Raw genomic sequence first — 22626 nt, 5'->3', positions numbered from 1 at the left:
TGACTCTACGTGACCTAGATCACTCCGCTTGGTAGCGGGGGAACACTCCGGCCGGGGCGGGCAATGCCGTCCCCGGTGCGATCCGCACCCCCACGGCGGTGAAGTCGCGCTGCGATTCGGGCTGGCCGAGCAGGTCCAGCAGGGTGGCCGCCGACTCGGGTACCACCGGCTGCACCAGCAGTGCGGCGATCCGCACCACTTCCAGCGTCACGTACAGCACGGTGCGGAACCGCTCCTGGTCGGCCGCTGACTCCGACTTGCGCAACACCCACGGTTCCTGCGCCGAGAAGTACCGGTTGGCGGCGCCGAGCATCAGCCAGATGCTCTCCAGTGCGATGTGCATGGCCTGCTCGTCGAAGGCGGCCCGCACCTTGTCCAGCAGACCGTCGGCGATCGCCAGCAACTCGGCGTCCTCGGCGCTGAACTCGCCGGGAGTGGGCACCTGCGCGTCGAGGTTCTTGTTGACCATCGACAGCGAGCGCTGGGCCAGGTTGCCGAATTCGTTGGCCAGGTCGGCGTTGATCCGGCCGATGATGGCGTCCTCGCTGTAGCTGCCGTCCTGGCCGAACGGGATCTCGCGCAGGAAGAAGTAGCGCACCTGGTCCACGCCGAACTCGTCGGCCAGCGCGATCGGGTCGATCACGTTGCCCACCGACTTGCTCATCTTCTCGCCTTTGACGTTGATGAAGCCGTGGGCGTACACCCGCTTGGGCAATTCGATGCCGGCCGACATCAGGAATGCCGGCCAGTACACCGTGTGGAACCGGACGATGTCCTTGCCGATCACGTGCACGTCGGCTGGCCAGTAGCGCCGGAAGGCGGGGGAGTCGGTGTCGGGGAAGCCGACGCCGGTGAGGTAGTTGGTCAACGCGTCGACCCACACGTACATGACGTGTTCGGGATGTTCGGGCACCGGCACGCCCCAGTCGAAGGTGGTGCGCGAGATGGACAGGTCCCGCAGGCCGCCGGAGACGAAGCTGACCACCTCGTTGCGCCGGACGTCGGGCCCGATGAAATCGGGGTTGGCGTCGTAGTGGGCCAGTAGCCGCTCGGCGTAGGCCGACAGCTTGAAGAAGTAGGTCTGCTCCTCGGTCCAGGTGACCGGGGTTCCGGTCTCGACGGCGTAGCGCAGTCCGTCGTCGCGCACCTCGGTCTCGTCCTCGGTGAAGAAGCGTTCGTCGCGCACCGAGTACCAACCCTGGTAACTGCCCAGGTAGATGTCGCCGGCGTCGTTCATCCGCTGCCAGATGGCCTTGGAGGCCTCGTAGTGGTCGGCGTCGCTGGTCCGGATGAACCGGTCGAACGAGATGTTGAGCCGCTCCTGCATCTGCTGGAACACATCGGAGTTGCGCCGGGCCAGCTCCGCGGTCGGGATGCCCTGGGCGGCCGCTGTCTCGGCCATCTTCAGGCCGTGGACGTCGGTCCCGGTCAGGAAGCGGACGTCGAACCCGTCGAGGCGCTTGAAGCGCGCCAGGGCGTCGGTCGCGATCTTCTCGTAGGCATGCCCGATGTGGGGCGCACCGTTGGGGTAGTCGATCGCCGTGGTGATGTAGAACGGGGTCTGCTGGCTCATCTCGACATTCACCTTATTGTGTTGCGGTGGGTTCGAAGCGTCCGGCACCGCCGCTACCAGAGCCGTTGGCACCCCTGATCGACGCCCACACTCACCTGGATGCCTGCGGCGCCCGTGACGCGCAGGACGTGCACGCCGTCCTGGACCGTGCCGAGGCCGTCGGCGTGGAGGCTGTGGTGACGATCGCCGACGACCTCGACGCCGCCCGCTGGGCGGCACAGGCCGCCACCTGGGACCCGCGGGTCTATGCCGCGGTGGCGCTGCACCCGACCCGGGCCGGCGCGCTGACCGAGGCCGCCCGGGCCGAACTCGAGGAACTGGCCGCCCTGCCACGAGTGGTGGCGATCGGTGAGACCGGCATGGACCTCTACTGGCCGGGCAAGCTGGACGGCTGTGCCGAGCCCGCCGTCCAGCGCGAGGCGTTCGCCTGGCACATCGACCTGGCCAAGCGGACCGGCAAGCCGCTGATGATCCACAACCGGGACGCCGACGCCGAGGTGCTCGACGTGCTGCGTGCCGAGGGCGCCCCGGAGACGGTGATCTTCCACTGCTTCTCCTCGGGGCCGCAGATGGCGCGCACCTGCGTCGACGCCGGGTGGGTGCTCAGCCTGTCCGGCACGGTCAGCTTCAAGAACGCCCGTGAGTTGCGGGAGGCCGCGACGCTGATCCCGCCGGATCAGCTGCTGGTCGAGACCGACGCGCCGTTTCTGACCCCGCACCCCTACCGCGGGGCGCCCAACGAGCCGTACTGCCTGCCTTACACGGTGCGTGCGCTGGCCGACGTCGTCGACCGTCCCGCCGAGCTGCTCGCCGAGCAGTCCTGCGCCACCGCGCGGCGTGTCTACGGCTTTTAGGTGCGGGTCTCTAAGGGGTTGTTGAGACACCGGTGACCAAGTTGCCCGTTGCTCGCCCGATTCGTTACCGTCTTGTGATCGAAGGGGCTGCTTGTTAGGGCCCCTGTTTGTTTTGTAGCCGAGGCGGGATCGAAGACTTGTGAATGCGTTGACCAAGCTGCACCAGTCGCCGTCGCCCACGCTGCGTCTGGTCGTGGCAGCTCTGCTGCTGACGCTGGCCGGAGCCGGCATCTTCGCGGTGACCGCGCACAAGACCGTGACCCTCGAGGTCGACGGCACCCAGATGAAGGTCACCACGATGAAGTCGCGGGTGATCGACGTCGTCGAAGAGAACGGCTACTCGGTGGCCGATCGCGACGACCTCTTCCCGGCCGCCGGCCAGAGCGTGCACGACGCCGAAACCATCGTGCTGCGCCGCAGCCGCCCGCTGCAGATCTCCCTCGACGGCCAGAACGCCCAGCAGGTGTGGACCACCGCCTCGACCGTCGACGAGGCGCTGCATCAGCTGCAGATGACCGACACCGCGCCGGCTGCGGCCTCGCGCGGCAGCCGCCTGCCCCTGGAAGGTATGGCGCTGCCGGTGGTCAGCGCGAAGACCGTGCAGATCAACGATGGCGGGCAGGTCAGCACGGTGCACCTGGCGGCTCCGAACGTCGGTGCGCTGCTGGTGGCCGCCGGTGTCCCGCTGGAGCAGGCCGATACGGTCGTGCCCACGGCGTCCTCCCCGGTGATCGCCGGGATGCAGATCCAGGTCACCCGGATCCGGATCGAGAAGGTCACCCAGCAAGTACCGCTGGTGCCGCCGGCTACCCGCATCGAGGACCCGACGATGAATATGAGCCGTCAGGTTGTCGAAGACCCGGGAACGCCGGGTGTGCAAGACGTAACTTTTGCTGTCGCGACGGTCAATGGTGTGGAAACCGGACGGCTCCCCGTTGCCAACACGGTTATCGTGCCGGCCCGTGAATCCGTTGTCCGCGTTGGAGCAAAACCGGGAACAGAAGTTCCCCCGGTAACTAATGGCGCCATTTGGGATGCGATTTCTCGGTGCGAAGCCGGCGGCAACTGGGCGATCAACACTGGCAACGGGTACTACGGCGGTGTCCAGTTTGATCAAAACACCTGGGAAAGAAACGGTGGCCTGAGGTATGCTAGCCGAGCTGATCTGGCAACCAGAGAAGAACAAATAGCAATTGCTGAAGTTACTCGGGCACGACAAGGATGGGGAGCGTGGCCGGTGTGCGGTAGGGGAGCATCGTGACAATTCGTCTTCTGGGACGTACCGAGATCCGAAACTTGGCCAAAGAACTCGACTTTCGGCCACGTAAATCGCTCGGTCAGAATTTCGTCCATGACGCCAACACCGTGCGTCGGATCGTCTCCGCGTCGGGCATCAACAAGCACGACCATGTGCTCGAGGTCGGCCCCGGACTCGGCTCGCTGACCCTTGCCCTGCTCGACCGGGGTGCCACGGTGTCGGCCATCGAGATCGACCCGCTGCTGGCGGCGCGCCTGCCCAAGACGGTCGCCGAGCATTCGCACAGTGAGATCCACCGGTTGACCGTGCTTAACCAGGACATTCTCACGCTGGAGCGCTCTGATATGGCCGAGCTGCCCACCGCCGTGGTGGCCAACCTGCCGTACAACATCGCGGTTCCCGCGCTGCTGCACCTGCTGGCCGAGTTCCCGTCGATCCGCACCGTGATGGTGATGGTCCAGGCCGAGGTCGCCGAGCGGCTGGCCGCCGAGCCTGGTGGCAAGGATTACGGCGTGCCCAGCGTGAAGGTGCGGTTCTTCGGCAAGGTGCGCCGCTACGGCATGGTGTCGCCGACGGTGTTCTGGCCGATCCCGCGGGTGTACTCCGGTCTGGTCCGCATCGACCGGCACGAGGTGTCGCCCTGGCCCACCGAGGACGGTTTCCGCGAGAAGGTGTTCGAGCTGATCGACATCGCTTTCGCGCAGCGGCGCAAGACGGTCCGCAACGCCTTCCTGGAATGGGCCGGTTCGGGCAACGAATCCGCCGAGCGCCTGCTGGCCGCCAGCATCGACCCCGCACGCCGGGGCGAGACGTTGGGGGTGGCCGACTTCGTGCGGCTCTACCAGCGCTCCGCGAACTTCACCCCGAGTACCGAGACCCTCGACGAGGGCACCTCGCGGCCGGCCGAGGTCTACTGACCGCTGCGGCGCACAGCGTCACCGAGGTGGTCCATCATCTCGGCGCACGATTCGTAACGGCGGTCCGGGTCCTTGGCGATCGCCCGGGCCAGCACCAGATCGAACGAGCGGGACAGCCACGGCACTCGTCGGGACATCTCCGGTGGGGCGGTGTGCAGATGCTCATCGACGAGCGCCATCGCGTTGCCGCCGGCGAATGGGGTGAATCCGGTCAGGATCTCCAGTGCCGTGCACGCCAGGGCGTACTCGTCGGTGGCGGCCTGTGGTAACCGTCCCTGCAACAGTTCGGGTGCGGCGTAGGGCAATGAGGCAAGCACCTGTGGTGCCCGGTGCCAGACATCCTCGGCAAGCACATGTGCAACGCCGAAGTCGATGAGCATCGCTCCTCTTTGTGAAAAATCTTGGTGCACAAGGATATTCGTCGGCTTGACGTCGGTGTGGACGATGCCGTTGCGGTGCGCGTGGTCGAGCGCCGCGGCGATCTGGTCCAGTGCCCGCAACTTGCTCTGCAGGGTCGGCAGCCCGGCGGCGCTGCCGCCGTCGACGTAGTGCATCGTGATCCAGATCGGGCCGTGATCGAAGACCGGCACGATGTGCGGGTGCTGCAGGCTGGCGGCAATGCGGAACTCGCGGGCCAGCCGGGCGGTGCTCGCCGGGTCGCGGTGGAGTTCGTCGAGAACCTTCAGGGCGACGATCCGGTTGTGCTGGCGGGCCCGGTACACGTCCGCCTGACCGCCGTGGCCGATCACGGACTCGACGACGTAGCCCTCGAATCGCTGTCCGGGGTGCGTCACACCATCGACCCTAGATTCGGCTCTGTTCGGCGTCGGGCGATTGGGCTGGGCGCGATAGTCTCGTGCGGTGTCTCGGTCCAATGGCTCGATCGCTCCGGAATGGGTGCCGACCGGGTCGGTGACGGTGCGGGTACCGGGCAAGGTGAACCTCTACCTCGGCGTCGGTGACCGTCGCGACGACGGCTTCCACGAGCTCACCACCGTCTTCCATGCGGTGTCGCTGGTCGACGAGGTCACTGTGCGCAACGCCGACGTGCTCTCGTTGCAGACCGTCGGCGAGGGCGCCGATGAGCTACCCGCCGACGAACGCAATATCGCCTGGCAGGCCGCCGAGCTGATGGCCGACCACGTCGGACGCGCCCCGGATGTCGAGATCACCATCGAAAAGTCGATCCCGGTGGCCGGCGGGATGGCCGGCGGCAGCGCCGATGCCGCCGCGGTCCTGGTGGCCATGAACACGCTGTGGGAGCTGGGCGTACCGCGCCGGGACCTGCACGCGCTGGCCGCCGAACTGGGCAGTGACGTGCCGTTCGCCCTGCACGGTGGCACCGCGCTGGGCACCGGCCGCGGCGAGGAGCTGGCCACCGTGCTGGCCCGCAGCACCTTCCACTGGGTGCTGGCGTTCGGCGTCGGCGGACTGTCGACGGCTGCGGTCTACCACGAGATCGACCGGCTGCGCGAGACCGGGGCGCCGCCGCGCTTGGACGACCCCGAGCCGCTGCTGGGGGCGTTGGCCTCCGGTGATCCCCGTGAGCTGGCTCCGCTGCTGGGCAACGATCTGCAACCGGCCGCGCTGAGCTTGAATCCGGACCTGCGCCGTACCTTGCGGGCCGGTACCGATGCGGGCGCCCTGGCGGGCATCGTGTCCGGTTCCGGGCCGACGTGCGCGTTCCTGTGCGCGTCGTCGGCGGCGGCCGTCGACGTGGGGACCGAACTGGCCGGCGCGGGGGTGTGTCGCACCGTTCGGGTGGCCAGTGGCCCGGTGCACGGCGCTCGGGTGGTGGCAGGTCTGTCGCCGTAGTCACCCGGGCGTGGTTACCGGCTGTTGTGTGACTCAGCCCTCAATTGCTACGAAAACTTGGCGGTAACTTAAGGGAAGTTTAAGATGATCGGCGGTGATGACTAGCGGCCTGGCACTGGATGAGTGCGGATCGCCCACCCCGATCAGGGGCGGGCGGTGGCCTGGCGACGCCGACCCATCACCGTTTCGAGACCGAAAAGCTCCCGACTCGTACTGGCGTGCCTCCTATACGGCACGTTCTGGCAGGTGGAGCATGAAATTCCGGGCTTTTGCGCCGTGCACAGCGACGCAGGACGGCCAGCTCCGGATGCCGAGGAGGTCATCGTGAGCCGTTTCACCGACAAGATGTTCCACAGCGCCATGACCAGTTCCAAGGGGATGGTCACCGGTGAGCCCGCCGAACCGGTGCGGCACACCTGGCGTGAGGTGCACGAACGGGCCCGCCGCATCGCCGGCGGCCTGGCCGCCGCCGACATCGGTCTCGGTGACGCCATCGGCGTGCTCGCCGGTGCGCCGGTCGAGATCGCCCCGGTGGCCCAGGGTCTGTGGATGCGTGGCGCCAGCCTGACCATGCTGCACCAGCCCACCCCGCGCACCGATCTCGAGCAATGGGCCAAGGACACCGCGACCGTCATCGACATGATCGAGGCCAGGGCCGTCATCATCTCCGACCCGTTCCTGGTCGCGATCCCGGTTCTCCAGGAGGCCGGTGTCACCGTCCTCACGGTCGAGGACCTGCTGGCCGCCGAGCCGATCGACCCCATCGAGACCTCCGAAGACGACGTCGCCCTGATGCAGCTGACGTCCGGATCGACTGGTTCTCCGAAGGCCGTCGTCATCACCCATCGCAACATCCACTCCAATGCCGAGGCGATGTTCATCGGGGCCAAGTACGACATCGAGACCGACGTCATGGTCAGCTGGCTGCCCTGCTTCCACGACATGGGCATGGTGGGCTTCCTGACCATCCCGATGTACTTCGGGGCCGAGCTGGTCAAGGTCACCCCGATGGACTTCCTGCGCGACACCCTGCTGTGGGCCAAGCTCATCGACAAGTACAAGGGCACCATGACCGCCGCCCCGAACTTCGCCTATGCGCTGTTCGCCAAGCGGTTGCGCCGTCAGGCCAAGCCCGGCGAGTACGACCTGTCGACACTGCGGTTCGCGCTGTCCGGTGCCGAGCCGGTGGATCCCGCCGACGTCGAGGACCTGCTGGACGCCGGCAAGCCGTTCGGGCTGCGACCGGAAGCCATCCTGCCGGCGTACGGCATGGCCGAGACCACCCTGGCGGTGTCGTTCTCGGAGTGCGGCGCCGGCCTGGTGGTCGACGAGGTCGACGCCGACCTGCTGGCCGCGCTGCGCCGGGCCGTGCCCGCGAGCAAGGGCAACACCCGCCGGCTGGCCACGCTCGGCCCGCTGCTGAAGGACCTGGAAGCCCGCATCGTCGACGAGGACGGCAATGTGCTGCCCGCCCGCGGTGTCGGCATCATCGAGCTGCGCGGCGAGTCGCTGACCCCGGGCTACATCACGATGGGCGGCTTCGTGCCGGGCCAGGACGAGCACGGTTGGCTGGACACCGGCGACCTCGGCTACCTGACCGACGACGGCCACGTCGTGGTGTGCGGCCGCGTCAAGGACGTCATCATCATGGCCGGGCGCAACATCTACCCGACCGACATCGAGCGGGCCGCGGGCCGCGTCGAGGGCGTGCGCCCCGGCTGCGCAGTCGCGGTGCGCCTCGATGCCGGGCACTCGCGGGAGACTTTTGCGGTGGCCGTCGAATCCAACGCCTGGCAGGACCCGGCCGAGGTGCGTCGCATCGAGCACCAGGTGGCCCACGAGGTGGTCGCCGAGGTCGACGTCCGGCCGCGCAACGTCGTGGTGCTGGGCCCGGGCACGATCCCGAAGACGCCGTCGGGCAAGCTGCGCCGCGCCAACTCGGTCGCGCTGGTCACCTAAGTTCATCCTTGTCGACTGGCCACCTGCGTACGCAGGTGGCCAGTTTTCCGTGCCGTCGTTGGCCACTGGGGGTACTGAGCTGAGTATTATGTACCATACTCAGCATGGTGCAGCGACGACTCGATGACCACCCGACCGTGCAGGCGGTCCGCAACCGGGCCCGGCATGCTCCGCCGACGGTCATCGACGCCGCCTGGCTACGCGAGCTCTGCCTGGCCGCCGGAGCAGACGACGTGGCCTTCGCCAGCGTCGAGAACCCGGCACTGACCTCCGAACGCGAACACGTCGAGGCGGCCCTGCCGGGCGCGAGGAGCTTCATCTCGCTGGTGGTCAGGATGAACCGCGACAACGTGCGATCGGTCGCCCGTAGTGTGGCCAACCAGGAGTTCCACCGCAGCGGCGAGATCATCAACGAGGCCGCTCACCGCATCACCCGCGCTCTCGAGGACGCCGGCCACCGCGCGCTCAACCCGTCGGCCACCTTCCCGATGGAGATGGACCGCTACCCCGGGCGGATCTGGGTGGTGGCCCACAAACCCGTCGCGGTCGCCGCGGGCCTGGGCGTGATGGGCATCCACCGTAATGTCATCCACCCCAGATTCGGCAACTTCGTCCTGCTGGCCACTGTTCTCGTCGACGCCCAGATCAGCAGTTACGGTGCGCCGCTGGACTATTCGCCGTGCCTGGAGTGCAAGCTGTGTGTCGCCGCGTGCCCGGTCGGGGCGATCAAGAAGGACGGCGGGTTCGACTTCGTCGCCTGTTCGGTGCACAACTACCGGGAGTTCATGGGTGGCTTCACCGATTGGGCGCAGACGATCGCCGACAGCGACGATGCCGCCGACTTCCGTTCGCGGGTCACCGATTCGGAGAATGCGTCGATGTGGCAGAGCCTGTCGTTCAAGGCCAACTACAAGGCTGCCTACTGCCTGGCGGTGTGCCCGGCCGGTGAGGACGTGATCGAGCCCTACCTGGACGACCGCAAGGGTTTCATGGACCTGGTGTTGCGGCCGTTGCAGGAGAAGGTGGAAACCCTCTACGTGCTACCGAATTCCGAGGCCAAGGCGCACGCCGAGAAGCGCTACCCGCACAAGCCGGTCAAGGTCGTCGACTCGGGCGTGGACAGGCGCTGATCGAGGGCGTCGTACACCTGCCACCACCGGGCCTCGTGTTCGGCGGCCGAGATACGGCCCTCGTCCAGGGCCAGGTCGGCCAGGTCAAGGGCGTGCGCCATCGCCTTGAGTGTGCGGTAGCGCTGGTCCAGTTCATGGTGGCCATACCCGGCCATCGACGTCGCCCACAGGCTGCGGACCTGCCAGCGCACATCACCGGCAAGCGCGAAGGTCATTGCCCCGCAGGCGATCACGAACATGGTGCCACCGAAGAGCGCGGTCTCCGGCATCCCGATCATCGAGCCGCCGATCTGCAGGACCACCCAGAGGGCGGCTCCCCACAGCGGCCAGCCACGCCACAGCCGAAGAGCCCGCCGCTGGGGCTGGCTGATCCCGGGCGGGAACACCACCAACCGGTAGCGGGTCACGCCGAAGCGCGCCGGGTAGACGGTGAACGAGCCCCAGATGCCGGAAATATCCACCCCATGAGGTCTACGCCTGCCCGTCGGCCACCAGGGTGATCTATACGGAATCCTGACACCGGCAGCCGGGTTTTTGACGGCTCCCTGTCACCAGGCGTGCACCTGGTTCTGGGCGGCTTCCAGGCCCACGTCGATCAGCAGCTCACAGGCGTCGGCGGCCAGCTCGCACAGCGTGGGGACCTCGGTGCGTTCGGTCGCCGAGAAGTTCTCCAGCACGAACGCCGCCGGGTCCTTACGTCCGGGCGGGCGGCCGATGCCCACCCGGACGCGCTGGAAGTTCTTGGTACCCAGCGCGTTCGCGATGGAGCGCAACCCGTTGTGGCCACCCTCGCCACCGCCGAGCTTGAGCCGGATCTGACTGAACTCGATATCGAGCTCGTCGTGGATGACGATCAGGTCGGTGGGCAGCACCGAATAAAACTTGGCCAACGGGCCGACCTGGCGCCCGGATTCGTTCATGAACGTCCGCGGCTTGGCCAGCACAACGGGCCGGTGGCCGAGCCGTCCGGTGACGATCTCAGCACCGGAGCGCTTGTGCACCTTGAACGTCGCGCCCATCCGGGCGGCCAGTACATCGGCCACCATGAACCCAACGTTGTGCCGGGTCTTGGCGTACTGCGGTCCGGGGTTGCCCAGGCCGACGACCAGAAGAGGCTCGGCCATGCCCCGGGCTTACTCGGCCTCGGCCGACTCGCCCTCGGCGGCGGCCGGAGCCTCGGCGGCGGCCTCTTCACCGCTGCCCTCGGCCTCGAGGTCCTCGGCGGTCGGGGCGGACACGATGTTGACGACCAGCAGTTCAGGATCGCTGACCAGGGTCACACCGCTGGGCAGTTCGACCTGGCCGGCGGTGATCTGGGTGCCTTCTTCGGCGCCCTCGATCGACAGGGTGAGCTGCTGCGGGATCGACAGCGCGTCGGCCTCGATCTCGATGGTGGTGGCGTCCTGGGTCACCAGGGTGCCCGAATCGGCGTCGCCCTCGAGGACCACCGGGACCTCGACGGTGACCTTCTCGCCGCGGCGCACGACCAGCAGGTCGGCGTGCTGCAGGCTGCGGCGGATCGGGTGGATGGTGATGGACTTGGTCAGCGCCAGCTGCTCCTTGCCCTCGATGTCGAGGGTGAGCACCGCGTTGGTGCCGGCGTGGCGCAGCACGGCGGCGAAGTCGCGGGCGTTGAGCTCCAGGTGCTGCGGGTCGGTGCCGTGGCCGTAGAGCACGACGGGCACCAGGCCCTCGCGGCGGGCGCGCCGCGACGCGCCCTTACCGGTGGCGCTGCGCACGGTGACGGTGAGCTTGTTGACGGGGTTCTTGGCCATGATGGTGCTCCTGTGTTGCCTGTCGTGGGTCATCCGCACGGCAAAGGCAGGCACCAGATCGCTTCCGCGAAGCCTCGTCGATAACGGTGGCCGGACCACCCTCGCCGTGACGCGCTCCAAAGACTAGCCGACCGGGGCCTCAGAGCGGAAATTCGGTGCCCGTGAGCTGCTCGGACAGCTGCCAGAGACCCCGGGCCGTCGTGGCGTCCTTGGCCAGCGGGGTGCGCCACGTGGGGCCGGTGGGCCCGCGCATGACGAACCGCGGCCCGACGTAGGTGTTGCCGGGCAGCTGCTGGGATGCCGCGTAGAGCGTTTGGCGGGCGCCGAAGTCCGCGCTGGTGGCGAAGATGCTGTTGCCGGCGTCCCAGACCTGGGTGCCCAGCCGGTTGCCGGTGTTGCCCTGCAGGTTGGTCGCCGAGTAGCCGGGGTGGGCGGCATAGGACTGCACTGCGGAACCGGCCGCATCCAGGCGCTTCTGCAGCTCGCTGGTGAACAACAGGTTGGCCAGCTTGGACTGGCCGTAGGCCAGCCACGCCGAGTAGGGCCTGGCCTTCCAGTTCAGGTCCTTCAGGCTGATCTTGCCGAGGGTGTGCATGAACGACGAGACCGTCACCACCCGGTCGGTGACCTTGGGCAACAGCAGGTTCGTGAGCGCGAAGTGGCCGAGGTGGTTGGTGCCGATCTGGCTTTCGAAGCCGTCCTTGGTCAGCGCGTAGGGCACGGCCATGATGCCGGCGTTGTTGATCAGCACGTCGACCTGCTCGACGCCGTCGGCGAACTCGCGCACCGAGGCCAGGTTCTGCAGATCCAGGGCGCGGACCTCGACATTGCCGGTCATGGTGGCGGCGGCCTCGTCGCCTTTGGAGGTGGTGCGGCAGGCCAGGATGGTGTGGGCGCCGGCGCGGGCCAGTTCGCGGGCCGTCACCAGGCCCAGGCCGCTGTTGGCGCCGGTGACGATGACGGTGCGGCCGGCGAAGGAGGGCAGGTCTGCTGCGGTCCAACTCATGGCGACCACTCTAGGGGGGTGACTACTTCAGCGTGACCGAGAAGCCCTTGATGATGGCCTCGACGTCGTCGGCCTGCGCGGCGGCCTGGTTGGCCAGCGTCGTCACGGTGAACTGCACCAGGTAGCGCTGGAACTTCGGTGCGGGCGTCACCGGGATCACCACCCGGTTGTAGGAGTGCAGCCGAACGTTGTTCAGGTCGTAGCTGCCCTCGATCATGGCCGACGGGAACCCGTCGAAGTTGTCGGTCGAGGAGTTCAGCTTGGTGAAGTTCTTCGACATCTCGGCATCCACCGGGGCGTGCTTGAGCGCCTCGGCCACGTCGAAGTTGCCGGTCAGCTTGAGCACCACCACCATTGCCGTCGGGTAGGTGTTGTTCTTGGCGATGACGGCGGTGCCGGGGGAGAAGTTCGGGTTGTCGTACTTGGTCCAGCCCGGCGGGCGCGGCAGCGTGACCGAGATGTCGGTGAGCTTGTCCAGCGGGACCTGCTCGCCGGTTACGCCGAGTCCGTAGAGGTATTCCGAAAGTGCTTGCGGCTTATCGGAACTCGTCGTGGTAGTGGTGGTCGGGGATGAGGTCCACACCGAGGAGTAGTCCGGCGGGTCCGCCCCGCAGGCCGTCAGCATGGTGGCCAGTGCGAGCGAGGCAGCCGCCGCGCGTGCTCTCACAGAATCTCGTGGACCGCGTCGATCGGCCTGGCCAACCGGGTGCCTTTGGGGGTCACCACGAACGGGCGCTCGATGAGGATCGGGTTGGCGGCCATGGCATCGAGCAGTGCGGCGTCCTCAGCGTCGGCCAGGTTCAGTTCGCTGTACAGGGATTCGCGTTTGCGCACCGCCGTGCGCACGTCGATACCGGCGTCGGCGATCAGGGCGGCGATCTGTGCCCGCGACGGCGGAGTCTTCAGGTATTCGACGATCGTCGGCTCGATACCGTTGTCGCGCAACAACTCCAGCGTCTTACGCGAGGTGCTGCAGCGGGGGTTGTGATAGATGACGGCTTCGGTCATGCGTCGCCGTCGAAAAGTCCGGTGACCGAGCCGTTTTCGAACACCGCCCGGATGGTGCTGCCCAGCAGCGGGGCGATGGACAGCACGGTCAGCTGCGGGAAGCGCTTGGACTCTTCGATGGGCAGGGTGTTGGTGACGATCACCTCGCGGGCCCCGCTGTCGGCCAGCCGCTCGGCGGCAGGCTCGGACAGCACGCCGTGGGTGGCGGCGATGATGACGTCCTTGGCGCCGTCGTTGCGCAGCAGTTTGACCGCGCCGGCGATGGTGCCGCCGGTGTCGATCATGTCGTCGGTCAGAACGCAGGTCTTGCCTTCGACCTCACCGACCACGCGGTTGGACACCACCTGGTTGGGCACCCGCGGGTCGCGGGTCTTGTGGATGAAGGCCAGCGGTGTGCCGCCCAGCGCGTCGGCCCACTTCTCGGCGACCCGCACCCGGCCGGAGTCCGGCGAGACCACGACCACGTTCTCGCAGTTGTAGTTGTCCCGGATGTAGCCGGTCAGCAGCGGCTGGGCCCGCATGTGGTCCACCGGACCGTCGAAGAAGCCCTGGATCTGGTCGGTGTGCAGGTCCACCGAGACGATGCGGTCAGCGCCGGCGGTCTTGAGCAGGTCGGCGACCAGGCGGGCCGAGATGGGCTCGCGGCCGCGGTGCTTCTTGTCCTGGCGGGCGTAAGGGTAGAACGGCAGGATCGCGGTGATCCGCTTGGCGCTGCCGCGCTTGAGGGCGTCGATCATCAGCAGCTGTTCCATCAGCCACTTGTTCAGCGGCGCCGGATGGGACTGCAGGACGAACGCGTCACAGCCGCGCACCGATTCGTCGAAACGGACGAAGATCTCCCCGTTGGCGAAGTCTCGTGCGGTCTGCGCGGTGACCTGGATGTTGAGCTCTTTGGCTACCTGCTCGGCGAGTTCGGGGTGCGCCCGGCCCGAGAAAAGCATCAGGTTCTTGCGGTTGTCGGTCCAGTCCGTGCCCACTGTGTGCTGCCCTTGCCGGTCGGGGATCGATACGGGCCAATCGTACGGTGCCGGTGCGCCGGGTTACCAAAAAGGCAACATCTGGCGACGTGGATCACCCTTCGGCGGTGTCCTCGGCGGCGTGTTTGGCCTTGCGGGCGGCCTCGGCCGAGGCGCTGTTCGGCCGCTTGACCAGTACCCAGTCCGCGATGGTCCGCTGGGGCCCGGCCGACACGGCCAGGGCGCCGGGCGGGACGTCCTCGCGCAGGACGGTGCCCGCACCCGTGTACGCGCCGTCGCCGACGCTGACCGGGGCGACGAACATGGTGTCCGAGCCGGTCCGCACGTGCGAACCGATGGTGGTGCGGCTCTTGTTCTCGCCGTCGTAGTTGACGAAGACGCTGGAGGCGCCGATGTTGCTGTGCTCGCCGATGTCGGCGTCACCGACATACGTCAGGTGCGGCACCTTGGTGCCCCGCCCGATCACGGCGTTCTTGGTCTCGACGAAGGCGCCGAGCTTGCCGCCTGCGCCCAGCTCGGTGCCGGGGCGCAGGTAGCTGAACGGACCGACGGTCGCGCGCTCGCCGATCACCGAGAGCTCGCCGTGGGTGCGGATCACCGAGGCGCCGTCGCCGACTTCCATGGCGGTCAGCGTGGTGTCGGGCCCGATGGTGCACCCGGAGCCGATGGACGTCACGCCCAGCAGCTGGGTCCCGGGCGCGATGACGGTGTCCCGCCCGATCTCGACGTCGACGTCGATCCAGGTGGTGGCCGGATCGATGACGGTGACCCCGGCGCGCTGGTGGCGTTCGACGATCCGGCGGTTCAGCTCGCGGGCGAGATTGGCCAGCTGCACCCGGTCGTTCACCCCGGCCACCAGGGCGTGGTCGTCGACGTGGTTGGCGTGCACCACCTGGCCGTCGGCCCGCACGATCGAGATGAGGTCGGTCAGGTACAGCTCGTGCTGGGCGTTGTCGGACGACAGCCGGCTCAGCCCGGAGCGCAGCGCGGCGATGTCGAAGGCGTAGATGCCGGCGTTGACCTCGCGGATGGCGCGCTGCTGCGGGGTGGCGTCGGTCTCTTCGACGATGGCGATCACCTCGCCGTCCTGGGTGCGCAGGATGCGGCCGTAGCCGGTGGCGTCGGGAACGGTGGTGGTCAGCACGGTCACGGCCGCGCCTTCGCCGCGGTGGCTGTCGATCAGGGCTGCCAGGGTTTCGGCGTCGAGCAGCGGCACGTCACCGGCGGTGACGACCACGACGCCGTCGAAGTCGTCGGGGAGCGCGGACAGCCCGCACATGGCGGCGTGCCCGGTGCCCAGTTGCTGATCCTGGACGGCCACCTCGACCGCGCGGCCCAGGGCGGTGGCCAGGTCGCCGACCACCGGGGCGATCCGCTCGCGGTCCTTGCCCAGGACGACCACGACCTGTTCGGGGGCCAGCTTGGCGACCGCGTGCAACGCGTGGGCCAGCATGCTGCGCCCACCGAGGGTGTGCAGAACCTTGGGGGTGTCCGACCGCATCCGGGTGCCTGCGCCGGCCGCGAGGACCAGGACAGCTGCGCGGTGGTGTGTGGTCACCCAGACCTCCCAGTGTGCGGTTTCATACGCGCCACGCCGTCCACGCCGTATGAAACCGCACAGTCGCGCTCTAGTTGCACTCGGCCAAGGGTCGCTCGCCGAGAGCTCGCTCCGTCGCCAGGACTCGAACCTGAACTATCTGAACCAAAATCAGAGGTGCTGCCGATTACACCACGACGGACTGGCTGCAATGTTCGCCTGAGACTCTAGTGCAAACCGATAGGCTCACCCCTTGTGGCAGCACCCGAGAAGGAGCCGCGCGCACCTCGGGCGCGGATGACAGGCACCGAACGGCGTCGGCAGCTCATCGACATCGCCAGGACGCTGTTTGCCGAGCGCGGCTACGAGGGCACCTCGATCGAGGAGATCGCGCTGCGGGCCAATGTCTCCAAGCCGGTGGTCTACGAGCACTTCGGCGGCAAGGAGGGCCTGTATGCGGTGGTCGTCGACCGCGAGATGTCGGCGCTGCTGGACGGCATCACCTCCTCGCTGACCAACAACCGATCCCGGGTGCGGTTGGAGCGGGTGGCGCTGGCGCTGCTGACCTACGTCGAGGAGCGCACCGACGGCTTCCGGATCCTGATCCGCGACTCCCCGGCCGCGATCAGTACGGGGACCTACTCCAGCCTGCTCAACGACGCCGTCAACCAGGTGTCCTCGATCCTGGCCGGTGACTTCTCCCGCCGCGGCCTGGACCCCGAACTGGCACCGCTGTACGCCCAGGCCCTGGTCGGGTCGGTGTCGATGACCGCCCAGTGGTGGCTGGACACCCGCGAGCCGAAGAAGGAAGTGGTGGCCGCCCATCTGGTGAACCTGATGTGGAACGGCCTGACCCATCTCGAGCCCGATCCGCAGCTGGAAGCCGACTAGCGAATCAAGGCCCGCCGCAACGGCTTCGGTCCAAGCTGCCTAGAATGGTCACATCATGACCGCACCGGGGCACCAGTATGTCCAGACCCCGATCGCGGGTCTGGTCGAATTGGCGTTGCGCGCGCCCACGTTCGCCGAACTGGCGGACCGCGCGGCGCAGCGCCCCGCCGAGCTGGCTGTGGTCGGACCGTCGGCCGCCAAGCTCTACACCGCCTGTGCGCTGGCCCGCGGGGGGCCGCTTCTGGTGGTCACCGCAACGGGCCGGGAAGCCGACGACCTCACGGCCGAGCTGCGCGGGGTGTTCGGTCCCGCGGTCGCGCTGTTCCCGTCCTGGGAGACCCTGCCGCACGAACGGCTGTCGCCCGGTGTCGACACCGTCGGTGCTCGGCTGATGCTGCTGCGCCGGCTGGCCCACCCCGACGACGCCCGGCTGGGCCCGCCGCTGCGCGTGGTCGTGACCACGGTGCGGTCCCTGCTGCAGCCGATGGCGCCCGACGTCGCCGATATCGAGCCGGTGATCCTCGCGGCCGGAGCCGCCGGGCCGGCGACATCAGGCACAGCAGCCGAGCTGGACTTCGACGACCTGGTGGCCCGGCTGGTCGAGCTGGCCTACACCCGGGTCGACATGGTCGCCAAGCGCGGTGAGTTCGCGGTGCGCGGCGGCATCCTTGACCTGTTCCCGCCGACTGCCGAGCACCCGGTGCGCGTCGAGTTCTGGGGCGACGAGGTCAGCGAGATCCGGATGTTCTCGGTGGCCGATCAGCGCTCGATCCCGGAGATCGAGGTCGACACGGTGGTCGCCGTGCCGTGCCGCGAACTGCTGCTCACCGAGCAGGTGCGGGCGCGGGCGGCCCGGCTGGTCGCCGACCGTCCCAGCGGTGACGACAACCGGGTGACCGGCAGCGTCGGGGAGATGCTGGCCAAGCTGGCCGACGGTATCGCCGTCGACGGCATGGAGGCGCTGGCCCCGGTGCTGCGGCCCGACGAGCTCACCCTGCTCACCGATCACCTGCCGGCCGGCACGCCGGTGCTGGTGTGCGATCCGGAGAAGGTGCGCACCCGCGGGGCCGACCTGATCAAGACCGGGCGGGAGTTCCTGGAGGCGTCGTGGTCGGTGGCGGCCATCGGCGGTGACGCCCCGATCGATCTCGAGCAGCTGGGCGGTTCGGGCTTCCGTGAGCTCGCCGAGGTGCGCCAGGCCGCCGCGGCCGGCGGGCATCCGTGGTGGACGCTGAGCCAGCTCGCCGACGAGCAGGCGATCGAACTCGAGGTGCGCGCGTCGCCGACCGCTCGTGGCCAGCAGAGCAACGTCGACGAGATCTTCGCGATGTTGCGTGCCCACGTGCTGACCGGAGGTTTCGCCGCCGTCGTCGCCCCGGGCACCGGCACCGCGCACCGCGTCGTCGAACAACTCGCCGAGCGGGACACCCCGGCGGCCATGATCGAGGCGGGCGAGCCGCCCAACGCCGGCGTGGTGGGCGTGCTCAAGGGCCCGCTGCACGACGGCATCGTGGTTCCCGGCGCCAATCTGGTGGTGATCACCGAGACCGACCTGACCGGCAACCGGGTCACCGCGACCGACGGCAAGCGGCTGGCGGCCAAGCGCCGCAACACCGTTGACCCGCTGGCGCTGACCGCCGGTGACCTGGTGGTGCACGATCAGCACGGCATCGGCCGGTTCGTGGAGATGGTCGAACGCACCGTCGGCGGGGCCCGCCGCGAATACCTGGTGCTGGAGTACGCGTCGTCCAAGCGCGGCCAGGCCGCCGACCGGCTCTACGTGCCGATGGACTCACTGGATCAGCTGTCCCGCTACGTCGGCGGCCAGGAGCCCAGCCTGAGCAAGCTCGGCGGCAGCGACTGGACGAACACGAAAACCAAGGCGCGCAAGGCCGTTCGCGAGATCGCCAGCGAACTCGTGGCGCTCTACGCCAAGCGGCAGGCCGCCCCGGGGCATGCGTTCGGCCCGGACACCCCGTGGCAGGCCGAGATGGAGGATGCGTTCGGCTTCACCGAGACGATGGACCAGCTCACCGCTATCCAGGAGGTCAAGAGCGACATGGAGAAGCCGGTCCCGATGGACCGGGTGATCTGTGGTGACGTGGGCTACGGCAAGACCGAGATCGCGGTGCGGGCGGCCTTCAAGGCGGTGCAGGACGGTAAGCAGGTGGCGGTGCTGGTGCCCACCACGCTGCTGGCCGACCAGCACCTGCAGACGTTCACCGCGCGGATGGCGGGCTTTCCCGTGACGGTGAAAGGACTTTCGCGGTTCACCGATCCGGCCGAGTCGCGTGCCGTCATCGAGGGGATGGCCGACGGCAGTGTCGACATCGTGATCGGCACCCACCGGCTGCTGCAGACCGCGGTGCGCTGGAAGGACCTCGGTCTGGTGATCGTCGACGAGGAACAGCGTTTCGGTGTGGAGCACAAGGAACACATCAAGAGCCTGCGCACCCACGTCGACGTGCTGACCATGAGCGCCACGCCGATACCGCGCACCCTGGAGATGAGCCTGGCCGGGATCCGGGAGATGTCGACCATCCTCACCCCGCCCGAGGAGCGCTACCCGGTGCTCACCTACGTCGGCCCGCACGACGACAAGCAGGTGGCTGCCGCACTACGCCGTGAACTGCTGCGCGACGGGCAGGCCTTCTACATCCACAACCGGGTCAGCAGCATCGACGCCGCCGCCGCACGGGTCAAGGATCTGGTGCCCGAGGCGCGGGTGGTGGTGGCGCACGGCCAGATGCCCGAAGATCAGCTGGAGCGCACCGTCGAAGGGTTCTGGAACCGGGAGTTCGACATTCTGGTGTGTACCACCATCGTCGAGACCGGGCTGGACATCTCGAACGCCAACACCCTGATCGTCGAGCGCGCCGATACCTTCGGCCTGTCCCAGCTGCACCAGTTGCGGGGCCGGGTTGGCCGCAGCCGGGAGCGCGGCTACGCCTACTTCCTGTACCCCAAGGAGATGCCGCTCACCGAGACCGCCTTTGACCGGCTGGCCACTATCGCGCAGAACAACGAACTGGGTGCGGGTATGGCAGTTGCGTTGAAGGACTTGGAGATTCGCGGGGCGGGCAACGTGCTGGGCGTTGAACAGTCCGGCCACGTCGCCGGTGTGGGCTTCGACTTGTATGTGCGACTGGTTGGTGAGGCGGTCGAGGCCTACCGGGCGGCGGCCGACGGCAAGACGGTCACCACCGCCGAGGAGCCCAAGGACGTCCGTATCGACTTGCCGGTGGACGCCAACCTGCCGCCGGAGTACATCGCCAGTGACAGGCTGCGGCTGGAGGCCTACCGCAGGCTCGCCGCGGCCGGCGACGACGCCAGGGTGGCCGCGGTGGTCGAGGAACTGATCGACCGCTACGGCCCGCTGCCCGAGCCGGCCCAGCGACTGGTTGCCGTGGCGCGGTTGCGGCTGCTGTGCCGCCAGTACGGTGTCACCGAGGTTGCGGCCACCGGAACCGGTTCTCCGACAACGCTTCGGCTGTCGCCGCTGACCCTGCTGGACTCCGCGCAGCTGCGGCTGAAGCGGGTGTATCCGGGCGCGAGCTACCGGGCCACGACGTCGACGGTGCAGGTGCCGATCCCGCGCGCCGGTAGCGGCGTGGGTGCGCCGCGGATCCGGGACCTGGAGTTGGTGCAGATGATCGCCGACCTGCTGCTGGCCCTCGACGGGCGGCCGCAGGGCGAGGTCGACATCACGACGTTCGCTCCGGTGGCTGCGCCGTGACCGTCATCCTCGTCGACCCGCGCCGGCCCGCGCTCGTGCCGGTCGAAGCGGTCGAATTGCTCAGCGGGGACGTGCAATACACCGAGGAGATGCCGGTCCGGGTGCCGTGGTCGTTGCCGTCGGCGCGGCCGGTGCTCACCGGGCAGGACGCGGCGGTGCTGCTGTCCTCGGACCGCGAGCATCCCGCGGTGAAGGCCCGGCTGGCCGCCGGTGAGCGGCTGATCGCCGTACCCGATCCGCAGCCCGGCGAGCGTCTGCTCGACGCGGTGGCGGTGATGGACCGGCTGCGTACGGCGGGTCCGTGGGAGAGCGAGCAGACCCACGACTCGCTGCGCCGCTACCTGCTGGAGGAGACCTACGAGTTGTTCGACGCGGTGCGCGGCGGCAATCTGGAGGAACTGCGCGACGAGCTGGGCGACGTCCTGCTGCAGGTGCTGTTCCACGCCAGGATCGCCGAAGAGGCGTCGCAGCAAGCTTTTTCGATCGACGATGTGGCCGATGCGCTGGTCCGTAAGCTCGGCAATCGGGTGCCTGCGGTGCTGGCCGGTGAGTCGATCAGCCTGGAGGACCAGCTGGCCCAGTGGGAGCAACGCAAGGCGCTGGAGAAGGCTGCCCGTTCCTCCTGTGTCGATGACATCGCGACCGCGCAGCCTGCGCTGCTGCTGGCGCAGAAGGTGATCGCCCGGGTGGTCAATGCCGGCGTGCCCGCCGATCTGATCCCGAGTTCGATCACCACCGTCACGGTCAGCGCCGATTGCGATGCCGAGAATGAGCTGCGCACAAGGGTTCTGGAGTTCATGGACACCGTGCGCGCTGTCGAGAAGGCGATCGCGTCGGCCCGCGGCGAGATCGGCGGCCCAGCCGGTGCGCCCACCGAGCAGGACTGGCGGGCGCACTGGCCGTCGGCTCAACCCAGCAGCGTGGAGCCCCAGTAGTCGCTGTCGCCCAGTCCGGGCGGGCAGGCGAAGATCGCGCTGCCGGTGTGGGTGATGTACTCGTTGAGGGCGTCGTGGCGGGCCAGTTCGGTCTGCATCGGGATGAACTGCTTGGCCGGGTTGCGCATGAACGCGATGAAGAACAGTCCTGCGTCCAGATGCCCGTACCCGTCGCTGCCGTCGGTGAAGTTGTAGCCGCGCCGCAGAATCCGGATGCCACCGAGGTGCTGGTGTGAGGCCAGCCGGACGTGCGCGCCCATGTCGATCAGCGGGTTGCTCTTGTTGTCGACGAGGTCGAGGTTGAGTTCCTCGAACTCCTGGGTCAGCCCGTTGGGCGCCCCGCTGCCCTTCTGCCTGCCGATCACCCGCTCCTGCTCCAGCAGCGTGGTGCGGTCCCAGTTCTCGATGCGCATCCGGATCCGCCGGCTGATCAGATACGTGCCGCCCGTCATCCAGGCCGGCCCGTCACCGCCTGCCACCCACACCTGGTCGTCGAGGGTCGAGGTGTCCTCAGCCTTGATGTTGTTGGTTCCGTCCTTGAACCCGAACAGGTTTCGCGGGGTGGACTGTTCCCGGGTGGTCGACGAGGTGCGCCCGAACCCGAGCTGGGAGTAGCGCACCGCGACAGTGCCGAACCCGACCCTGGCCAGGTTGCGGATCGCGTGCACGGCGACCTGCGGGTCGTTGGCGCAGGCCTGCACCACGATGTCGCCGCCGCAGCGTGCCGGGTCCAGGGTCTCGTTGGGGAACTTCGGCAGGTTCTCCAGCAGCGCCGGCTTCTGGCCGCCGATCCCGAAGCGGTCCTTGCCGTCCTTGAGGAAGAAGCTCGGACCGAAGCCGATGGTCAGCGTCAGCTGCGAGGCGGGCAGCCCGAGCGCCTCGCCGGTATCGGCGGGCGGCGCATAGGGATTGAGTCCGATCGCACCGTCGTGCACGGCTTCGTGACCGGCGGTCATCCGCTCGGCCATGCCGGTCCATTCCTTGAGCATCGCCACGACGTCGGCCTTGGAGTCGGTGGTGATGTCGAAGGTGGCGAAATGCATCCGGTCCTGCGCCGGTGTCACGATGCCGGCCTGATGGGTGCCGCGGAACGGCACCGGCTTGTCCAGCCCGTGATCCATCGTGCTGGCCGCCGAGGCCCGTCCGGCCAGTGCGCCGGCGCCCGCGGCGCCGACGACGGCCGCGGTGACGCCGGCGGCGCCGAACAGCTTGCGCCGGGACAGCCCCGGGCGCGCCGGCTCGGCCGGCGTCACGT

20 protein-coding genes and 1 tRNA gene are annotated in these 22626 nt (G+C 68.3%); 9 read left to right on the top strand and 12 right to left on the bottom strand.

The window, feature by feature from the left end:
• Nucleotides 1–19 precede the first annotated feature (19 nt).
• Nucleotides 20–1573, bottom strand: coding sequence for a methionine--tRNA ligase (gene metG, locus G6N35_RS14125; protein WP_163804822.1), 1554 nt, complete (start codon nucleotides 1571–1573; stop codon nucleotides 20–22).
• Nucleotides 1574–1599: 26 nt separating this feature from the next.
• Between metG and G6N35_RS14120 the strand changes: the two genes are divergently transcribed.
• The 3 genes from G6N35_RS14120 (at nucleotide 1600) to rsmA (ending at nucleotide 4602) form a co-directional block, all read left to right on the top strand.
• Nucleotides 1600–2427, top strand: coding sequence for a TatD family hydrolase (locus G6N35_RS14120; protein WP_163804821.1), 828 nt, complete (start codon nucleotides 1600–1602; stop codon nucleotides 2425–2427).
• A 139-nt stretch (nucleotides 2428–2566) separates the two neighbouring features.
• Nucleotides 2567–3688, top strand: a complete 1122-nt coding sequence (locus G6N35_RS14115; RefSeq protein ID WP_163804820.1) for a resuscitation-promoting factor — start codon at nucleotides 2567–2569, stop codon at nucleotides 3686–3688.
• Nucleotides 3685–4602 carry a 16S rRNA (adenine(1518)-N(6)/adenine(1519)-N(6))-dimethyltransferase RsmA gene (gene rsmA, locus G6N35_RS14110; protein WP_163804819.1) on the top strand — a complete coding sequence of 306 codons (918 nt, stop codon included), beginning with the start codon at nucleotides 3685–3687 and terminating at the stop codon, nucleotides 4600–4602. The genes G6N35_RS14115 and rsmA overlap by 4 nt, the downstream gene beginning before the upstream one ends.
• On the opposite strand, the gene G6N35_RS14105 is transcribed toward rsmA, so the two are convergent.
• The gene (locus G6N35_RS14105; protein ID WP_163804818.1) at nucleotides 4596–5396 is read right to left on the bottom strand and encodes a serine/threonine-protein kinase; all 801 of its coding nucleotides are present in this window, start codon (nucleotides 5394–5396) and stop codon (nucleotides 4596–4598) included. The genes rsmA and G6N35_RS14105 overlap by 7 nt on opposite strands.
• A 67-nt stretch (nucleotides 5397–5463) precedes the next feature.
• Between G6N35_RS14105 and G6N35_RS14100 the strand changes: the two genes are divergently transcribed.
• The 3 genes from G6N35_RS14100 to G6N35_RS14090 all read left to right on the top strand — a co-directional run bounded on the left by G6N35_RS14100 (nucleotide 5464) and on the right by G6N35_RS14090 (nucleotide 9506).
• Complete coding sequence (locus tag G6N35_RS14100; RefSeq protein ID WP_163804817.1) at nucleotides 5464–6417, top strand: 4-(cytidine 5'-diphospho)-2-C-methyl-D-erythritol kinase; 954 nt, start codon at nucleotides 5464–5466, stop codon at nucleotides 6415–6417.
• Between the two features lie 324 nt (nucleotides 6418–6741).
• Nucleotides 6742–8376 carry a fatty acyl-AMP ligase gene (locus G6N35_RS14095; protein WP_163804816.1) on the top strand — a complete coding sequence of 545 codons (1635 nt, stop codon included), beginning with the start codon at nucleotides 6742–6744 and terminating at the stop codon, nucleotides 8374–8376.
• A gap of 104 nt (nucleotides 8377–8480) precedes the next feature.
• A complete protein-coding gene (locus tag G6N35_RS14090) occupies nucleotides 8481–9506 on the top strand; it encodes an epoxyqueuosine reductase (protein WP_163804815.1) in 1026 nt (341 codons plus the stop codon).
• On the opposite strand, the gene G6N35_RS14085 is transcribed toward G6N35_RS14090, so the two are convergent.
• The 9 genes from G6N35_RS14085 to G6N35_RS14045 all read right to left on the bottom strand — a co-directional run bounded on the left by G6N35_RS14085 (nucleotide 9455) and on the right by G6N35_RS14045 (nucleotide 16011).
• Nucleotides 9455–9967: a DUF6611 family protein gene (locus tag G6N35_RS14085; protein ID WP_163804814.1), complete on the bottom strand. Its 513-nt coding sequence runs from the start codon at nucleotides 9965–9967 to the stop codon at nucleotides 9455–9457. The two genes, G6N35_RS14090 and G6N35_RS14085, sit on opposite strands and share 52 nt — an antisense overlap.
• Nucleotides 9968–10054: 87 nt before the next feature.
• Nucleotides 10055–10630: an aminoacyl-tRNA hydrolase gene (pth, locus tag G6N35_RS14080; RefSeq protein ID WP_163804813.1), complete on the bottom strand. Its 576-nt coding sequence runs from the start codon at nucleotides 10628–10630 to the stop codon at nucleotides 10055–10057.
• A 9-nt stretch (nucleotides 10631–10639) separates the two neighbouring features.
• Complete coding sequence (locus G6N35_RS14075) at nucleotides 10640–11281, bottom strand: 50S ribosomal protein L25/general stress protein Ctc (RefSeq protein WP_163804812.1); 642 nt, start codon at nucleotides 11279–11281, stop codon at nucleotides 10640–10642.
• 139 nt (nucleotides 11282–11420) lie between these two features.
• Nucleotides 11421–12287, bottom strand: a complete 867-nt coding sequence (locus G6N35_RS14070; RefSeq protein WP_163804811.1) for an oxidoreductase — start codon at nucleotides 12285–12287, stop codon at nucleotides 11421–11423.
• Between the two features lie 22 nt (nucleotides 12288–12309).
• Nucleotides 12310–12954 (bottom strand): LpqN/LpqT family lipoprotein, encoded by a 645-nt coding sequence (locus G6N35_RS14065; RefSeq protein WP_322790606.1) that lies wholly within the window; start codon nucleotides 12952–12954, stop codon nucleotides 12310–12312.
• Nucleotides 12951–13295, bottom strand: coding sequence for an arsenate reductase (glutaredoxin) (gene arsC / locus G6N35_RS14060; RefSeq protein ID WP_163804810.1), 345 nt, complete (start codon nucleotides 13293–13295; stop codon nucleotides 12951–12953). The genes G6N35_RS14065 and arsC overlap by 4 nt, the downstream gene beginning before the upstream one ends.
• The gene (locus tag G6N35_RS14055) at nucleotides 13292–14272 is read right to left on the bottom strand and encodes a ribose-phosphate diphosphokinase (RefSeq protein WP_163804809.1); all 981 of its coding nucleotides are present in this window, start codon (nucleotides 14270–14272) and stop codon (nucleotides 13292–13294) included. Before G6N35_RS14055 ends, arsC begins: the two co-directional genes overlap by 4 nt.
• A 94-nt stretch (nucleotides 14273–14366) precedes the next feature.
• The gene (gene glmU / locus G6N35_RS14050; RefSeq protein WP_163804808.1) at nucleotides 14367–15830 is read right to left on the bottom strand and encodes a bifunctional UDP-N-acetylglucosamine diphosphorylase/glucosamine-1-phosphate N-acetyltransferase GlmU; all 1464 of its coding nucleotides are present in this window, start codon (nucleotides 15828–15830) and stop codon (nucleotides 14367–14369) included.
• Nucleotides 15831–15939: 109 nt separating this feature from the next.
• Nucleotides 15940–16011, bottom strand: a tRNA-Gln gene (locus G6N35_RS14045).
• A gap of 95 nt (nucleotides 16012–16106) precedes the next feature.
• Here G6N35_RS14045 and G6N35_RS14040 point away from each other — a divergent pair.
• Genes G6N35_RS14040 through G6N35_RS14030 form a run of 3 tightly spaced genes read left to right on the top strand, consistent with a single transcriptional unit; the run spans nucleotide 16107 to nucleotide 21371 of the window.
• Nucleotides 16107–16700 (top strand): TetR/AcrR family transcriptional regulator, encoded by a 594-nt coding sequence (locus G6N35_RS14040; protein ID WP_163807672.1) that lies wholly within the window; start codon nucleotides 16107–16109, stop codon nucleotides 16698–16700.
• 55 nt (nucleotides 16701–16755) lie between these two features.
• Nucleotides 16756–20436 carry a transcription-repair coupling factor gene (gene mfd / locus G6N35_RS14035; RefSeq protein WP_163804807.1) on the top strand — a complete coding sequence of 1227 codons (3681 nt, stop codon included), beginning with the start codon at nucleotides 16756–16758 and terminating at the stop codon, nucleotides 20434–20436.
• Nucleotides 20433–21371 carry a nucleoside triphosphate pyrophosphohydrolase gene (locus tag G6N35_RS14030; protein ID WP_163804806.1) on the top strand — a complete coding sequence of 313 codons (939 nt, stop codon included), beginning with the start codon at nucleotides 20433–20435 and terminating at the stop codon, nucleotides 21369–21371. The genes mfd and G6N35_RS14030 overlap by 4 nt, the downstream gene beginning before the upstream one ends.
• On the opposite strand, the gene efeB is transcribed toward G6N35_RS14030, so the two are convergent.
• Nucleotides 21344–22624 carry an iron uptake transporter deferrochelatase/peroxidase subunit gene (gene efeB, locus G6N35_RS14025; protein WP_163804805.1) on the bottom strand — a complete coding sequence of 427 codons (1281 nt, stop codon included), beginning with the start codon at nucleotides 22622–22624 and terminating at the stop codon, nucleotides 21344–21346. The genes G6N35_RS14030 and efeB overlap by 28 nt on opposite strands.
• Nucleotides 22625–22626 lie beyond the last annotated feature (2 nt).

The sequence above is a fragment of the Mycolicibacterium anyangense genome, assembly GCF_010731855.1.
GTDB lineage: Bacteria > Actinomycetota > Actinomycetes > Mycobacteriales > Mycobacteriaceae > Mycobacterium > Mycobacterium anyangense.
Note: the sequence above shows the minus strand (reverse complement) of the source record. Positions and strands in the feature narration are given on the sequence as shown.

Excerpts from the sequence above, each read along its gene's own strand:
- pth (WP_163804813.1), bottom strand. The coding sequence starts at position 10,630 with ATGGCCGAGCCTCTTCTGGTCGTCGGCCTGGGCAACCCCGGACCGCAG.
- G6N35_RS14070 (WP_163804811.1), bottom strand. The coding sequence starts at position 12,287 with ATGAGTTGGACCGCAGCAGACCTGCCCTCCTTCGCCGGCCGCACCGTC.
- arsC (WP_163804810.1), bottom strand. The coding sequence starts at position 13,295 with ATGACCGAAGCCGTCATCTATCACAACCCCCGCTGCAGCACCTCGCGT.
- G6N35_RS14075 (WP_163804812.1), bottom strand. The coding sequence starts at position 11,281 with ATGGCCAAGAACCCCGTCAACAAGCTCACCGTCACCGTGCGCAGCGCC.
- metG (WP_163804822.1), bottom strand. The coding sequence starts at position 1,573 with ATGAGCCAGCAGACCCCGTTCTACATCACCACGGCGATCGACTACCCC.
- G6N35_RS14040 (WP_163807672.1), top strand. The coding sequence starts at position 16,107 with ATGACAGGCACCGAACGGCGTCGGCAGCTCATCGACATCGCCAGGACG.
- mfd (WP_163804807.1), top strand. The coding sequence starts at position 16,756 with ATGACCGCACCGGGGCACCAGTATGTCCAGACCCCGATCGCGGGTCTG.
- G6N35_RS14090 (WP_163804815.1), top strand. The coding sequence starts at position 8,481 with ATGGTGCAGCGACGACTCGATGACCACCCGACCGTGCAGGCGGTCCGC.